This window comes from Novosphingobium sp. UBA1939 (assembly GCF_002336885.1).
Classification (GTDB): Bacteria; Pseudomonadota; Alphaproteobacteria; order Sphingomonadales; family Sphingomonadaceae; genus Novosphingobium.
In genome coordinates this window covers 1-14,725 of sequence record NZ_DDFB01000085.1, presented here as the reverse complement: position 1 = coordinate 14,725, position 14,725 = coordinate 1, and the positions used below count along the sequence as shown (strand labels likewise).

Sequence of the window (14,725 nt, the reverse complement as noted above, 5' to 3'; positions counted from 1 at the left end):
GGCCGGTTCGGCGCGTTCATCGCCTGCTCCAATTACCCGGAATGCAAATACACTCGCCGCTTCGCCCAGCCGGGCGGCGAGAACGGGGAGAGCACCGGCCCGGAATCGCTCGGCCGCGATCCCGAGACCGGGCTGGAGGTGGAGCGCAAGTCCGGGCGGTTCGGCCCCTATATCCAGCTCGGCGAGGGCAAGGAGGCGAAGCGCGCCTCGATCCCGAAGGATATCGGCGAGCTGGATCTGGAATGGGCGCTCAAGCTGCTCAGCCTCCCGCGCGAGATCGGGGCGCATCCGGAAAGCGGCAAGCCGATCACGGCCAGCATCGGGCGCTATGGCCCCTATCTGGCGCATGACGGCAAGTATGCGCGGCTGCGCTCGACCGCCGAAGTGTTCGAAACGGGCATGAACGCGGCCGTGGTCAAGCTGGCCGAAGCCGCCAACGGCGCCGCCGCGCGGGGATCGCGCGCGCCGGCCGAACCGCTCAAGACGTTTGGGCCGCACCCGACTTCGGGCGGCGAGATCAAGCTGATGGCGGGACGCTATGGCCCTTACGTCACCGACGGCACCACCAACGCCACGCTCCCGCGCGACAAGCAGCCCGAAGCGCTGACGCTGGAGGAAGCGATCGCCCTGATCGACGAACGCGCCGCCAAGGGGGCGGCCAAGGGCAAGAAGAAGGCTCCGGCGAAAAAGGCGGCACCGAAGAAAGCGGCGCCCAAGAAGGCGGCTGGCGAGAAGAAAGCCGCGGCAAAGAAGCCCGCGGCGAAGAAGGCCGCTGCCGAATAGGCGGGGCGGGTCTTGGCGCGCCGGTCAATTGATGATCGGCGCGTGGTCCTCCTCCAGCGTGGCCGCCACGTTCGCCTGGACGGAGCCGGGGCGGGCGTTCTGCGCCAGCCAGGTGCGGAAATCGTGCAACTCGGCGGGCTTGATGCGTCCCAGCTTGTAGGCCCGGGCGATGGCCAGTGCGGCCTGATCGTTCCCCTGCCGCGCGGCCTGGATGTACCAGTCGAGCAGATTGTCGTGCAGCGGCATGTACGGATGCCGATCGCCTTCGCTCGCTACGAGAAACTGGCCGCGTTCGGACCCGCGCCTGGCTGCTTCGCGATACCAGTGCGTTTCGCGGCCGAACGTATCGATGCGGTCCCACGCGCGGTTGGGATGCGTGGTGGCGGCGCGGTAGAAATCGCCGAGGAAAAGCGCTGCCTGAGTGCTGCCGGCGTCGGCTGCCTTGACCACGCAGGTTCCGGCCGGTGTTTCCTCTATCGGCCGGCCTTGCACCAGCATGGCTTCCGAAAGGCCAGCCGTGGGGCAGGCGGCAAAGGCCCGGTCAGCTCGGGCTTTGCTGCCCGCGCTGGTGTCTCCGCCGTGCTCTGGTGCGCAGGACGTCAACGCGATGCAGGCCATCGCCAAGGGCGGGAGGAACCGGCCCGTCAATGCCCCAGCCTTCGCAGCACGGTGTTGTAGTCGAAGTCGCCGGGGGGCATGGTGCAGGCGCCCGGCCGCATGAGCAGACAGAACTTCTGCTTTTCGGGCGCCTTGTGCGGTTGCAGGCACTCCACCTGTCGATAGGACGCGGGCAATTCGGGCGCGGACAGGCGTGGCGCGATGATGACGTTGAAAGCCGGAGCCATAGCCTGCGCCGATGCCGCCGATCGGCGGCCTTCCAGCAGCATGACGGGAACGGAGCGGTTCAGGTAAGTATAGTTGGCCATCGGCAGGTCCGGCTCCTGGAATAGCGCCAGGCCGCAGATGCCGGGAGTGCGGCCGGCCTTGGCCAGCATGGTGTTGGCCGCGCGCCCGTTCCCCCAATAGGCGCTGAACGGCTTGGTCGCGCCGACGACGGCGGAGAGCAGGAACCACAGCACGCAGAGCGCGATGGTGGCGTTGATGCGCTCCGCTACACGCCAACGCCCCGCCAGTGCCTTCCACAGATCGACGGACCCGATGGCCGCCAGGAATATGCCCAGCGCGATGGCGAGGATGACAAACCGGTATTCCTTGTGTGGGATCAGCGAGTGGCTGGCGATCACGACTAGCGCGATGAGCGCCACGAACGGAAAGCGGCGTGCGCCGGTCAGCAGGGAGGGCAGCAGGACGAGCATGGCGATATGCCAGGTCGCGCCGATCTGCGTCACGAACCACCACGGCGGCTGGGTGCCGAACGAGGCGCTGCGGTTTTCGCCCAGGTTGATCGCGAAATTGCGCCACAGCCACAGCAAGGGTGGCGCGCCGGCCGCCATGTCGGCGAGCGCGCCAAGGGCGATCGCGACGAGGCTGCCACCGGCGAGTGGTAGAAGCGTGCGGCGCGGATCGCCGCTGACCGCGAGCAGACCGATCAGCGCCAGCGCGGGCGCGTACTGGAAGCGAACGATGAAGGCGAGGCCAAGGAGCAAACCCAGCATCCCGGCAAGCCTCATCGACGGGCGCTCACGCAGCCGCATCGCCAGCCAGAGCGCGGGCACGGTCAGCGTCAGCGCAATGCCGTCGCCCGAAGGCCGGGCCGCGAAGTAGAAGATTTCCACCCATATCGCGCCGACCCAGCCGGCGACGATCGCGTGTTGCCGGCTGATCCGTTCGCCCATGGCAAAGAAACTGGCGACCACGCCCAGCGACAGCAGGCCCAGCAGGCCCCGCGTCAGCCACAGATGCAGCATCGTGTCCGGCGCGATCGCGTGGCCGAGCGCGAGCGAAGGGGTGAGCAGCATCGGCACCAGCCAGCCGCGAATGCCTTCGTGGAATTCCCACGCCACGATCCAGTGGCCGGTCAGGCGGCCCCAGGCGGGCTCCAGATACTGCCAGATTTCATCCGGCTGGTGGACAATGGTCTGGCTCGCCATCGCCAGCCGGAACACCAGCGCCATCCCGAGTATGGGCGCCAACGCGCGCCAGGCCGTCGGAATCTTGCGGCCGGTTGTGTCAGTAAAATCGCGTGGCGCGGGCATGATCCGAACAGGCCGATGCTGTTAAGAGGGGCAGCGGGAATGAGGCGCTGGCGTCAGCGATCGGCGGCGTGGCGCGGGGCGATTTCGGGCTGAACGGGCTTGAGGCGGTACAGGCGGAAGTTGCGGGTGCCGATCGCGACCGTGGCGTAGGTTTCGTAGTCGCGGTCCAGCAGCCGCATCAGCAGCGCGCGCGAAGACTGGTTGGCTGGCCGTGACAGCGGCTTGACGCCAACCATCACCACGCTGGGGCGCCGTGCCATGATCCGCCGCATCTCGTCTTCCACATCGATGCCCAGCGAACGGCTTTCCACCGCTCCGGCAAGGTGCGTGGGGAAGATATAGCTCGTGGCAAGGCAGGCGTTGGTGGTCTGGTAGAGCACCGGATCGCCTTCGTTCATGTAGAAACAGCCGTCGCCCAGCTCAGCCCGGATCAGGCTGGTTGCGTGTTCCACATCGCCAAGCGTGCCATGGTGATAGAACTGGTAGGCGGGGACGACCACGCCGCCGATCGCGCCCAGCCCCAGCATGAACCGCGCATACCACTTCTCGCTGCGGATCTGCCGCCCCAGCGCGGGTGCGGCCAGAATGCACAGGGGGGCCAGCAGAGGCCCGACGTAGTGATCGTACCAGGTGCCGAACGCCAGGAATCCGGCGAACGCCGCCACGCCCCAGGCCCGCAGCACATGCCGCGCGCGCGGATAGGAACCGCCGGTCATTGCCAGATGGCGCGGGGCGTGGAAGATCGCGAGCCAGAACGGGGCGAGGGTGAGCATTTCCTTGGTCAGCCGCCACCAGGCCTCGCCATCGGACTGGCGCGACATGATCGAGAAGAAATTGGCCTGCATGAAGGCGCCGGCATGGCCCATCGCGCCATAGATGCCGAGCGCGAGCGCCGTCGGCGCCAGAGCGGCACCTATCCAGAGCACGGCGGCGGCGCCCAGCTTCTTCCATGACCAGACATCGGCATAGGCGCGGCCGAGCAGCAGCGCGCCGAAGGCCACGCCTTCGAACACCACCGTGTACTTGATCTGCATGGCGATGCCGACCAGCGCCATGATGCCGGCGCCGCGCCAGAGCAGTTGCGGGTCTTCAAGGCGCTTGAGCGTGTCGACCACGGCCCAGGCGGCAAGTGCGACCGGCAGATTGAAGAACACCGGCGCCTGTCCCAGCACACAGTTGAACACTGGCATGAACAGGATGTAGGCGAACCCGGCCTGCCACGCGCCCGCCCGCGGCGCGATCTCGCGCGAAAGCCGCTCGATCACCATCGCTGTTGCCACCGTGCTGAGCACACCCGCAAGCTGGTAGGTGACGACGCCATCGCCGGGGAACAGGTGGAAGAGTTCGAACAGCAGGAACAGGCCGATCGGCTTGCGATCCCAGATGTCCACATAGGGCACCGCGCCGTGCAGCATCCGGTCTCCGACGAGCAGATAGAACTGTTCGTCGATGTGGATCACCGGATTGCCGATCAGCAGCGCGCGCAGCAGCAGCGTCAGCGTAAGGTAGCTCAACGCCAGCGTCAGCCAGTCCGGCAGGCGGAGCTGCCGCCACGCGGCGGCGGCCCGGACCGGAAGGGTGGCCGAGAGCAGGGGCGGTGCATCCTGGGTTCGGACCGACGTCGTCCGGACGGCACCGACGCTTTCGACCATTCATTCGCTCCGTTGCTGCTGCACGCTAGACCTGTAACGGGCGAGCAAATCGATACCTTCGCGCTTGCGAACGCGATAATGGCCGACGCCCCTCATTTGGCGCCATAACCTGTATCGCCAGTGAACGACAATCGGAAACCGCAAGGCGGAACGGTGGGAGGAACGGCTCTCGCGCCGGGCCCCCGCGGGAATACCGCAGTGTCGGTCAGCGTGTTGGGGACCGTGGGGTTACGATGAACACCGGTGGGGGAGGTGTCGCGCCGGGCACCGGGGCCAGCCGTCGCACGATTTCGTCGGCAATGGCGGCGTGGCCGAGCGCGGTCGGGTGCCAGGCGGGACCCGTTCCGAAACCCGGATAGCCAGAGGCCCAGGGGATGACGGAACAGGGCGTGTGGGAACGTGACATGCGGGCCGCCTCGATCAGCAGCGCTCCCTCCTGCCCGGCGACGCGCGCGATCACCTCCCGCAGCCGGTCACCCACCGCGCGCCGGTCGGCGGCTTCGGCGGGGGTCAGGGGCGTGCGATCGCACAGGACCAGGCGGGGCAGCAGCGCCAGATAATCGACGAACACCAGCCGCGCAGCCGGTGCGCGGGTGCGTACCTGCGCGGCAATCAGGCGCAGGTTGGCTTCCAGTGCGGTCCAGGCGGCCTGATCGGGTAGCGGGGGCGGCACGGCGCATTCGGGCTTGGCGCGGGTTTCCGGGGAAAGGCGACACAGTCCCGCGAAGAAATCGCTGACATAGCGCACGTCGTTGGCGCCGATCGTCACGGTGACAAGCCGGGTATCCGGCGTGACGGCATCGATCTGCGGCGGCAGTTCGTCCCACCGGCCCAGCACGTGTTCCGTCCTGGCCGAACTGCACGTCGCGTCCGCCAGCACCAGGTTCAGGCGCTGGGCCACGAGATGGCCGTAACTGGCGGCCGTGCGCGAACAGCGCGGCGGCGTGCCGGGGTCGGGCGGGCCAAGCTGCAGGCCGGACGCGAAGGAATCGCCAATGGCGACATAGCGTGCGCCGGCGGGCAGACCTTGCGCCACCGCGCCCGACGGGAGGGCCAAGGCGGATGCAAGGGCAAGGATACCCGCCCGCAAGGCCGTCACTTCACCCAGTCCAGCCCGATTTCCTCGTAGATTTCGCGGCTGTCGGCCCAGCCTTCCTCCACCTTCACGTGCAGGAAAAGGTGGACTTTTACGCCCAGCAAATCCGCCAGTTCCTTGCGCGCGGCCTCGCCGATCGCCTTGATCCTGGCGCCGCCCTTGCCCAGCACGATGGATTTCTGGCTATCGCGTGCGATCACGATCTGCTGGTGGATTTCCACCGACTCATCGGCCTTGTGCTGGTAGCTTTCGGGCCGCACGGCGCTGTCATAGGGCAGTTCGTCATGCAACTGGCGGTAGAGCTGCTCGCGCGTGATCTCGGTCGCCAGCAGACGCTCGCTGGCATCCGAAACCTGATCTTCGGGATAGTGCCACACGCCTTCCGGCATCAGCGCGGCAAGGCGCCGCTTGAGTTCGGGCACGCCATCGGCGGTGAGCGCCGAGACGAAGAACACCTCGTCGAACGATCCCTGTGCGCTGAGTTCCTCCGCCATGACCAGAAGCGGTTCCTTGGGGGTGGAATCCACCTTGTTGAGCACCAGGATTTTCCGTTCCTTGCGTTCGGCCAGCGCGGCAAGGATCGGTTCGAGATAGTCGCGCTTCTTCTTGCGCGCGTCGACCACCAGCAGGATCGCGTCGGCTTCGACCGCGCCTTCCCACGCGGCGCTGACCATCGCGCGGTCCAGCCGGCGGCGCGGCTCGAAGATGCCGGGCGTGTCGGCCAGGATGATCTGCACCCGGTCCACCCCGCCCGCATCGGTGGGCAGGTCCTCCAGCGCGATCCCCATCAGCCGCGCGCGCGTGGTCTGCGCCTTGGCCGAGACGATGGCGACCTTCTGGCCGACCAGCGCGTTGACCAGCGTGGACTTGCCCGCGTTGGGCGCCCCGATCACCGCGACGAGGCCGCAGCGTTCCCTTGCGTTGGTTTCCGTCAAAATAACTCCATCCGCCCCAAGTCAGCGGGGCTGTTTCCTGTTTAGCGTGAAGCGCCGGTTGCCGGAAGAAGGCAAGCTGCCCGGCGGGTATTCTTTCCGCAGGCAACTCTTTCCGGCGGGCCTTTCAGGCGAACCGGTTCATGAATTCGCGGGCGGCGGAGGTTTCCGCTTCCTGCTTGCTCGATCCACGCGCTTCCATCACGCCCACGCCCTTAACCTCGACGCTGACCGTGAAGCTGGCGGCGTGATCCGGCCCATCGCGGCGGACCAGCGTATAGACCGGGGGCTTACGGCGGTTGCCGGCGGCCCATTCCTGCAACGCGGCCTTGGGGTGCTTGCGCTGGCCCGCGCCGCCGGCCATCGGCTTGTCCCACGCGCGGCGGACGAAGGCTTGGGCCACGTCGAAGCCACGGTCGACGAACAACGCGCCGATCAGCGCCTCCATCACGTCGCCCAGGATGTTGTCGCTGTCCGCGCCGCCATCGTCGCGCGCCTGTTTGCCCAGACGGATGTGCGCGGGCACGCCCAGCGTGCGCGCCACGTCGGCACAGGTCTCGCGGCTGACCAGCGCGTTGAGCCGCTGCGAGAGCTTGCCTTCGGCGGCATCGCTCTTTTCGTGCAGCCAATCGGCGATGGCGAGGCCGAGAACGCGATCGCCGAGGAATTCGAGCCGCTGGTAATCGCGCGCCTCGCCCATCGACCCATGCGTCAGCGCCTCGCGCCACAGGTCGTCGCGCAAAGGCGCATGGCCGGTCAGGGCGGTCAGGAAGGCAATCGTATCATCGGCCAGCGGTGCGGCCGGGACGGGCTGGGGCTTGCTCAGAACAGCCCCCCAAGCCGGTTCCAGCGCGCGGCGGTGAACCAGGTCCAGGGCAGGAACCAGTTGGCGGAACCATCGGTGGACCACATGACGATGGTCGCGCGGCCGATCAGGTTGTCCATCGGCACCAGCCCGATCCCTGCGCCTTCCACCGCCGGGAAACGGCTGTCCATGGAATTGTCGCGGTTGTCGCCCATCAGGAACAGCCGGTTTTCGGGGATGACCACGGGCGGAGTATCGTCCTGCGGGCGATAGCCGAGGTCCAGCACGTTGTAGCTTTTGCCTTCGGGCAGCGTCTCGCGGTACTGCGGGTAGTGGCAGCTTGGCGAACCGTCCTTCTCCACCGCCTCGAACTCGGGCGAGATGCAGTTGGTGTTGGCCGATACGTGGATCACGAAATCCTCGATCCGCTGCTTGGGCACGGGCTTGCCGTTGAGGTGCAGCACGCCCCCCACCATCTGCACGGTATCGCCCGGCAGGCCGATCACGCGCTTGATGTAGTCCACGTCGTTGCCCGGCGGCGCCTTGAAGATCACCACGTCGCCGCGCTTGGGCGTACCGGCCAGGATGCGGTGGGGCAGCAGCGGCACGCCGAACGGCAGCGAATAGCTGGAAAAGCCATAGGGCCACTTGGCCGCGAGCAGGTAATCGCCGTTCTCCAGCCGCGGCAGCATCGATTCCGAAGGAATGTTGAACGGCGAGAAGATGAAGCTGCGGAAAATCGCGACCACGAGCACCAGCTTGATCAGGAAGACGGCGAAGCTGTCCTCCTTCTTCTCCTTTTTCGGCTTGCCCGCGATCGGGGGCAAACTTCCTGAACCCGGCGTTCCGGCGGGGGAGGCGGCGCTCTCTGGGGCGGCTGGAGTCTCGGGAGTCTCGGTCATCGTCGCGGTCATGTGGAGGGGGCGCGCTTTCGTCAAGTGTGTTGTGTGTGCAATACACTGTGCCGGAATACGTCTGCGCACCCGTACCGGAGATGAACGGGACGCTTGGCGGAAGGCCTGCGAGCGGGCATGAGGAGTTTCGCAACTGCGAAGAAAAGGGATACCGGCGCGATGAGTGAACAGGATCTTGCGGGCTGGAACGCTCTCGAAGCACTGGCGCGGCCTTCCCTGAAGGACCTGTTCGGCGATTCGGAGCGTCTTGCGCGCTACAGTACTGAACTGGAACTGCCGGGCGGGCCGATCCGCTTCGACTGGTCGAAGACGCACCTTTCGCCGGACGTGGAACGGGTGCTGGGCGAGATCGCCGGCACGATGGACCTTGCGGGCAAGCGCGAGCAGCTTTTCGCCGGCGCACGGATCAACAACACCGAAGGGCGCGCCGCCGAACATGCCGCCCAGCGTGGCGTGGGCAGTGATGCCAGCGTCGAGGAAGCCGGCGCCCTGCACGCGCGGATGCGGGCGCTCGTCGACGCGATCCACGCGGGCGTGCTGGGTGAGGTCAAAAGCCTGATCCATATCGGCATCGGCGGTTCCGCGCTTGGGCCGGCGCTGGCGATCGACGCGCTGGCCCGCGAAAGCGCGCTCGTCGACGTGCATGTCGTCTCGAACATCGATGGTTGCGCGCTGGAAGCCGCCATGGCCGCCTGCGATCCGGCGGCGACGCTGATCGCGGTAGCCTCCAAGACCTTCACCACCACCGAAACCATGACCAACGCCGCCAGCGCGCTGGAATGGCTGCGCGATGGCGGGGTCGACGATCCCTATGGCCGGGTGGTGGCGCTGACCGCCGCCCCGGAAAAGGCGGTGGAATGGGGCGTGGACGAAACGCGCGTGCTGCCGTTTTCGGAAACGGTGGGCGGGCGTTATTCGCTGTGGTCGTCAATCGGCTTCCCGGTCGCGCTGGCGCTCGGCACGCAGGCCTTTGGCGAGTTCCTGGAAGGCGCGGCGGCGATCGACCGGCATTTCATCGAAGCCCCGCTGGACAAGAACGTGATCGTCCGCGCGGCCTTCGCCGATCTCTATTACACCCAGGCGCGCGGGTGCCAGACCCGCGCCGTGTTTGCCTATGACGAACGCCTGCGCCTGCTGCCCGATTATCTCCAGCAGCTGGAGATGGAATCGAACGGCAAGCGGGTGACGGCCGACGGCCAGCCGCTGGCCCGGCCCAGCGCGCCGGTGACGTGGGGCGGCGTGGGCACCGATGCGCAGCACGCGGTGTTCCAGCTGCTTCATCAGGGCACGCACCTGATCCCGGTGGACTTCCTGGCGGTGAAGGTACCGGGCCACGATCTCGATCCGGCGCACCACCGCATCCTGCTGTCGAACTGTTTCGCGCAAGGGGCGGCGCTGATGGCGGGCAAGGCTTCCGACGACGGCGCGCGCGCCTATCCGGGCGACCGGCCTTCGGCCACGATCTTCTGCGACGATCTCAACCCGGCAACGCTGGGCGCGCTGATCGCGTTCCACGAACACCGCACCTTCGTTTCGGCGATGCTGCTGGGGATCAATCCCTTCGACCAGTTCGGCGTCGAACTGGGCAAGGCGATCGCGAAACAGATCGAGTCCGGCGGCGGGGAGGGCTTCGATCCTTCCACCGAGGCGCTGCTGGCGGCGGCCGGCATCGGCGAATAGGGCAGGGCCGCCGTGCAGGAGTTTTGTTAGTCTGGCAAACGAAACTCTTGCGCGCCGCCATTGGCAATCCGTCACCGGCCCGCCATATGCATCGCTCGACAGGAGCAGACCATGGCTGAGCAGGAATACGACTACGATCTTTTCGTCATCGGCGCGGGTTCGGGCGGCGTGCGCGCCAGCCGGATCGCGGCATCGCACGGCGCACGCGTGGCCGTGGCGGAGGAATACCGGGTCGGCGGAACCTGCGTGATCCGGGGCTGCGTGCCCAAGAAACTGCTCGTGTACGGATCGCACTTCGCCGAGGAACTGCAGGATGCGTCCAATTACGGCTGGACGGTCGAGAAGATGCATTTCGACTGGCCGACGCTGCGCGACGCGGTGCTGAAGGATGTCGATCGCCTGAACGATGCCTACACCACCACGCTGGAAAACAACAAGGTCGAACGCTTCCTCGAACGCGCCACGATCACCGGGCCGCACGGCGTGCGGCTCGCTTCGGGAAGGGATATTACGGCGAAGTACATCCTCGTCGCCACCGGGGCCTGGCCGCTGATGCCCGAGTTCGAAGGCAACGAACACTGCATCACCTCCAACGAGGTGTTCCACCTGCCCGAACTGCCGCGTCGCATCGTCATCCAGGGCGCCGGCTATATCGCGCTGGAGTTTGCCGGCATCTTCAACGCACTGGGCAGCGCGGTAACCGTGGTGAATCGCAGCGACGCGATCCTGCGGGGGTATGACGAGACGCTGCGCGATCGGCTGCTGCAGATCACCATGGCGCGCGGCATCACCTATCGTTTCAACTGCCCGATCACCAAGGTGGAAAAGCAGGAGGACGGCTGCCTGCACGTGTGGGTGAAAGGCGCGCAGGACCCGATTCCGGCCGACGCCGTGCTGGTGGCCACCGGTCGCCGGCCGAACGTTGCCGGGCTGGGGCTGGAGACTGCCGGCGTCGAACTGGGCGAACGGGGCGAGATCAGGGTCGACGATACCGCGAAGACCACGTGCGACAGCATCTATGCCGTGGGCGACGTGACCGATCGCGTGCAACTGACGCCGGTTGCGATCCGCGAAGGCCACGCCTTCGCCGACCGCGTGTTCGGCAACAAGGACGTGAGGATCGATTACGCCTGCATCCCCAGCGCGGTATTCTCGCAACCGCCGCTGGCGGGCGTTGGCCTCACCGAGGGGCAGGCGCGCAACGCCTATGGCAATGTGAAGGTCTATTCGTCCGATTTCCGGCCGATGAAGAACATCTTCGCGCATCGTCCGGAACGCGGGCTGTACAAGATGATCGTCGATGCCCAGACCGACCGCGTGCTGGGTATCCACATGATCGGCCCGGATTCGCCCGAGATTCTGCAGGCAGCGGCGATCGCGGTGAAGGCGGGGCTGACCAAGGCCGACTTCGATGCCACCGTCGCGCTTCATCCGTCGATGGCGGAAGAACTCGTCCTCATGCGTTAAAGGTTGCAAGTTGCAACTTATGTGCTAGTTTTCCCGCACGAACGGGGAGGCAGGACATGCGGTTGCAGGGCAAGGTTGCGCTGGTCACGGGTGGCACTGACGGGATAGGCGCCCGTCTGGTCCGCCAGTTGCGCGACAAGGGCGTTACCGTCATCACCACCGGGCGCACGGCGGACAGGATCGCCGCCGCCCGGGCCGATGGGTTCGAGGTGATCGAGGCCGACCTGTCCCTGCCCGAAGGCGTGGACGCGGTGCTCGCGGGTCTTGCCGGGCGTGAGATCGCCATTCTGGTCAACAACGCCGGGGCGGGCACCGATCACGATTTTCGCAATGGCGCGCCGGACCTCGCCTCCACCGACCGCACGATCTTCCTCAACCTTCACGCCCCGATCCACCTGGTCGCGCGGTTGATGCCGGTGCTGCGCGCGCAGCCCGAAGCGATGATCGTCAACGTCACCTCCGGCCTCGGCATCGCGCCCAACGGGGGCGGGGCGGTCTATTGCGCGACCAAGGCGGGCTTGCGCAGCTATACCATGGCGCTGCGGTATCAGCTGAAGGACACCGCGATCCACGTGCTGGAAGCGCTGCCGCCGGTGGTCGATACGCAGATGACGGCGGGGCGCGCCAACCGCAAGATGCCGCCGGAAGAATGCGCGCGCCAGATCATCGCGGCGATGGAGCGCAACGCCGACGAGGCCAGCGTCGGTATGGTCAAGCTGCTGCAACTGGTGCATTCCATCTCGCCGGCGCTGGCGCGCAGGATCATGATCCGCTTCTGAAAGCGGGCGGGCGGGGAGAAGAGGAATGAAGGGCAAGGTTCTGGTGACCGGCGCGAGCGGCTATATCGCCGGCTTTGTGGTGCGGCAGCTTCTCGAACAGGGCTGGACGGTCCATGCCACCGTGCGCAACCTTTCGCGTGAGGCGGAACTGCGACCGCGCCTGGGTGGAACGCCCGACACGTTGCGCTTCTTTGCGGCGGACCTGATGGCGGACGCCGGCTGGGCAGATGCGGTGATCGGCTGCAGCCACGTGTGCCACGTCGCCTCGCCGTTCTCTACCAACGCGCCGAAGCACGAGGATGACCTGATCGTTCCCGCGCGCGAAGGCGTGCTGCGCGCCTTGCGGTTCGCGCGTGCTGCGGGCGTGACCCGTTTTGTGCAGACATCGTCCGTCGCCGCCATCGCCTATGGCCATGGCAAGGGCCAGCATCACTTCACCGAAAGCGACTGGACCGACGTGGACGGGCCAGACGTCTATGCCTACGTCAAGTCCAAGACCATCGCCGAACGCGCCGCGCGCGATTGGGTGGCGGCCAACGGCGGCGCAATGGAGTTCGTCTCGGTCAACCCCGCCGCCGTGCTGGGACCGGTGTGGAGCGACGATTTCTCGCCCTCGATCGAAGTCGTGCGCCAGTTGCTCGCCGGGGCCTTGCCGGGTTGCCCGGACCTGGGCTTCGGCATCGTCGACGTGCGCGATTGCGCGGACCTGCACGTGCGCGCGCTGACCGAACCGGGCCTGGCTGGCGAACGCTTCATCAGCGCGGGGCCGTTCCTGAAGCTGGTGGACGTGGCGCGCGTGCTCAAGGACAACCTGGGGGTTCAGGCGCGCAAGGTGCCCACGCGCCGGCTGCCGGACTGGCTGGTGCGCTTTTCCGCGCTGTTCAATCCGATGATCCGCCAGATCACCGGCGAACTGGGCAACGTGCGCGATGCCAGCGCGGCCCATGCGCTCGAACGGCTGGGCTGGCGCACGCGGCCCGTGGAGGAATCGATCCTCGATTGCGCGCGCAGCCTGATCGAGCGGGGGATCGTGAAGGTGTAGCGATCTGACCCTAGGCTCAGATTCCCGCGTACCACTGGTAGTCGTGGTGGTCTTCCCAGTAGCCCCCCTTGCCGCCGTAGATATCGGCCAGACTGCTCACGGCCTGGATGCGCATCACGTACTTGGCCTGCTTGTAGCCCAGTTGCCGTTCCACGCGCAGGCGCAGCGGTGCGCCGTGGCCGATGGAAAGCGATTGGCCGTTCAGGCTGTGCGCCAGGATCGTCTGGGGGTGAAAGGCATCGACCAGATCGATGCTCTCGTAATAGGGCGCGCCGTCATAAAGATCGGCGCAGTGGAACACGATGAACTTCGCGTTGCCGGATAGCCCGGCGCGGCGCAGCAGCAGACCCAGCGGTAGTCCCGTCCACTGGCCGATCGCGCTCCACCCTTCCACGCAATCGTGCCGGGTGATCTGGCTGCGTTGCGGCGCGGCGAGGATCTGCGCCAGGCCCATCGCAAGCGGCTGGGCGACCATGCCGTCGACCACCAGACGCCAGTTGGCGAAGCGTTCGGCCGCGTGCGCGGCATAGTCCGGCGATCCGGGATTGCGCGTGCCGTTTTCGCGGAACACGGGCGAAAGATCGGCGCGGGTGAATTCGCGGGCGAGCGCGTTGCGATCGGTGACGATCCGCTGCGCGGTGCGCGTAGCCTTTTCGCCCAGCGTCAGCACTTCGCGCACCGAGGGCGAAGCGGCGATGCGGTCGCAGCCCGAAAGCAGCAACCCGGTGCCGCCGATCAGCGCGTTGCGGCGGGTGATGATCGTCATGCCGCGTCCTCCGTCCTGATGGTTGTCGGCCCCTTCGCCTGCGGCAGGCGGTACCAGCCCGTAATCATCGAGCGCAGTTCGTTGATCGGCCCCGCCAGCACCACCATGGCCAGATGGACCGCGATGAAGGCCGCGAAGCCCAGCGCGCAGAGGAAATGGATGGAGCGCGCCGATTGCCGCCCGCCGAACAGGTCCAGCAGCCAGGGCCATGCCGCATTCATGGTGGGCGACATGGTCAGGCCGGTCAGGATCACGGTGGGGATCAGGATCAGGATCACCGCCAGATAGGCGATTTTCTGCAAGGGATTGTAGCGCCGCGCCGCTTCGCCGGTGGGAAAGCGCAGGCGGGCGTGCTCCTTGATGTCGTGCCACAAGTGTGAAGGGCGCATTTCCGCCCGCGTCAGCGCAAGATCGCGCTGCAAGTGGCGCGATACCAGCGCGTAGAGCAGGAACAGCGTGGCCGAGATCGCCAGCACCCAGGCGAAGAAGAAGTGCCATTCGCGGCCGCCGGCCAGATCGTAATGAGAAGGGATCGTCAGCAGCGGCGGAAATGCCCGCGCGCCTTCGGACGAGACGCCCAGCAGGCCGCCGGCCGGCAGTTCCAGGCCCAGCAGGTTGACGAAGCCGCGATCGCCGTGGTTGCCGATCACCAG

General features: G+C 66.8%; 14 protein-coding genes. 5 read left to right on the top strand and 9 right to left on the bottom strand.

From position 1 onward, the window contains the following. A partial coding sequence (locus B3547_RS11625) for a topoisomerase C-terminal repeat-containing protein (RefSeq protein ID WP_292963258.1) occupies nucleotides 1-783 on the top strand: 783 nt, incomplete at its 5' end. A gap of 24 nt (nucleotides 784-807) precedes the next feature. On the opposite strand, the gene B3547_RS11620 is transcribed toward B3547_RS11625, so the two are convergent. From B3547_RS11620 to lepB, 7 genes are all read right to left on the bottom strand, one after another. Next, on the bottom strand, nucleotides 808-1,401 hold the full coding sequence (locus B3547_RS11620) for a hypothetical protein (protein ID WP_292963256.1): 594 nt from the start codon (nucleotides 1,399-1,401) through the stop codon (nucleotides 808-810). A 26-nt stretch (nucleotides 1,402-1,427) separates the two neighbouring features. After that, nucleotides 1,428-2,876: a mannosyltransferase gene (locus B3547_RS11615; RefSeq protein WP_292963254.1), complete on the bottom strand. Its 1,449-nt coding sequence runs from the start codon at nucleotides 2,874-2,876 to the stop codon at nucleotides 1,428-1,430. 116 nt (nucleotides 2,877-2,992) lie between these two features. Continuing rightward, nucleotides 2,993-4,591 carry an ArnT family glycosyltransferase gene (locus B3547_RS11610; protein ID WP_125956349.1) on the bottom strand — a complete coding sequence of 533 codons (1,599 nt, stop codon included), beginning with the start codon at nucleotides 4,589-4,591 and terminating at the stop codon, nucleotides 2,993-2,995. Nucleotides 4,592-4,796: 205 nt separating this feature from the next. Then, entirely contained in the window at nucleotides 4,797-5,648 is an 852-nt protein-coding gene (locus B3547_RS11605; RefSeq protein ID WP_292963250.1) for an SGNH/GDSL hydrolase family protein, read from the bottom strand. A gap of 38 nt (nucleotides 5,649-5,686) precedes the next feature. Continuing rightward, on the bottom strand, nucleotides 5,687-6,622 hold the full coding sequence (gene era / locus B3547_RS11600; protein ID WP_292963248.1) for a GTPase Era: 936 nt from the start codon (nucleotides 6,620-6,622) through the stop codon (nucleotides 5,687-5,689). A 124-nt stretch (nucleotides 6,623-6,746) separates the two neighbouring features. Continuing rightward, nucleotides 6,747-7,469, bottom strand: a complete 723-nt coding sequence (gene rnc / locus B3547_RS11595) for a ribonuclease III (protein WP_370449682.1) — start codon at nucleotides 7,467-7,469, stop codon at nucleotides 6,747-6,749. Further along, the gene (lepB, locus tag B3547_RS11590; protein WP_124809161.1) at nucleotides 7,442-8,326 is read right to left on the bottom strand and encodes a signal peptidase I; all 885 of its coding nucleotides are present in this window, start codon (nucleotides 8,324-8,326) and stop codon (nucleotides 7,442-7,444) included. Before lepB ends, rnc begins: the two co-directional genes overlap by 28 nt. Nucleotides 8,327-8,497: 171 nt before the next feature. Here lepB and pgi point away from each other — a divergent pair, with 171 nt between their 5' ends. The 4 genes from pgi to B3547_RS11570 all read left to right on the top strand — a co-directional run bounded on the left by pgi (nucleotide 8,498) and on the right by B3547_RS11570 (nucleotide 13,306). After that, nucleotides 8,498-10,018 carry a glucose-6-phosphate isomerase gene (pgi, locus tag B3547_RS11585; RefSeq protein WP_292963240.1) on the top strand — a complete coding sequence of 507 codons (1,521 nt, stop codon included), beginning with the start codon at nucleotides 8,498-8,500 and terminating at the stop codon, nucleotides 10,016-10,018. 111 nt (nucleotides 10,019-10,129) lie between these two features. Then, entirely contained in the window at nucleotides 10,130-11,485 is a 1,356-nt protein-coding gene (gene gorA / locus B3547_RS11580; RefSeq protein ID WP_292963238.1) for a glutathione-disulfide reductase, read from the top strand. A 56-nt stretch (nucleotides 11,486-11,541) separates the two neighbouring features. After that, entirely contained in the window at nucleotides 11,542-12,264 is a 723-nt protein-coding gene (locus B3547_RS11575) for an SDR family oxidoreductase (RefSeq protein WP_292963235.1), read from the top strand. 25 nt (nucleotides 12,265-12,289) lie between these two features. After that, nucleotides 12,290-13,306 carry an SDR family oxidoreductase gene (locus B3547_RS11570; RefSeq protein WP_125956333.1) on the top strand — a complete coding sequence of 339 codons (1,017 nt, stop codon included), beginning with the start codon at nucleotides 12,290-12,292 and terminating at the stop codon, nucleotides 13,304-13,306. A 16-nt stretch (nucleotides 13,307-13,322) separates the two neighbouring features. Here the strand turns inward: B3547_RS11570 and B3547_RS11565 are convergent, their stop codons facing one another. After that, nucleotides 13,323-14,072, bottom strand: coding sequence for a molybdopterin-dependent oxidoreductase (locus tag B3547_RS11565; protein ID WP_125956328.1), 750 nt, complete (start codon nucleotides 14,070-14,072; stop codon nucleotides 13,323-13,325). Continuing rightward, nucleotides 14,069-14,725, bottom strand: a 657-nt coding sequence (locus tag B3547_RS11560; RefSeq protein WP_292963228.1) for a cytochrome b/b6 domain-containing protein, incomplete at its 5' end; no start/stop codon positions are given. The genes B3547_RS11560 and B3547_RS11565, both read right to left, overlap by 4 nt.

Excerpts from the sequence above, each read along its gene's own strand:
- B3547_RS11620 (WP_292963256.1), bottom strand. The coding sequence starts at position 1,401 with ATGGCCTGCATCGCGTTGACGTCCTGCGCACCAGAGCACGGCGGAGAC.
- B3547_RS11610 (WP_125956349.1), bottom strand. The coding sequence starts at position 4,591 with ATGGTCGAAAGCGTCGGTGCCGTCCGGACGACGTCGGTCCGAACCCAG.
- lepB (WP_124809161.1), bottom strand. The coding sequence starts at position 8,326 with ATGACCGAGACTCCCGAGACTCCAGCCGCCCCAGAGAGCGCCGCCTCC.
- pgi (WP_292963240.1), top strand. The coding sequence starts at position 8,498 with ATGAGTGAACAGGATCTTGCGGGCTGGAACGCTCTCGAAGCACTGGCG.
- gorA (WP_292963238.1), top strand. The coding sequence starts at position 10,130 with ATGGCTGAGCAGGAATACGACTACGATCTTTTCGTCATCGGCGCGGGT.
- B3547_RS11575 (WP_292963235.1), top strand. The coding sequence starts at position 11,542 with ATGCGGTTGCAGGGCAAGGTTGCGCTGGTCACGGGTGGCACTGACGGG.
- B3547_RS11570 (WP_125956333.1), top strand. The coding sequence starts at position 12,290 with ATGAAGGGCAAGGTTCTGGTGACCGGCGCGAGCGGCTATATCGCCGGC.
- B3547_RS11565 (WP_125956328.1), bottom strand. The coding sequence starts at position 14,072 with ATGACGATCATCACCCGCCGCAACGCGCTGATCGGCGGCACCGGGTTG.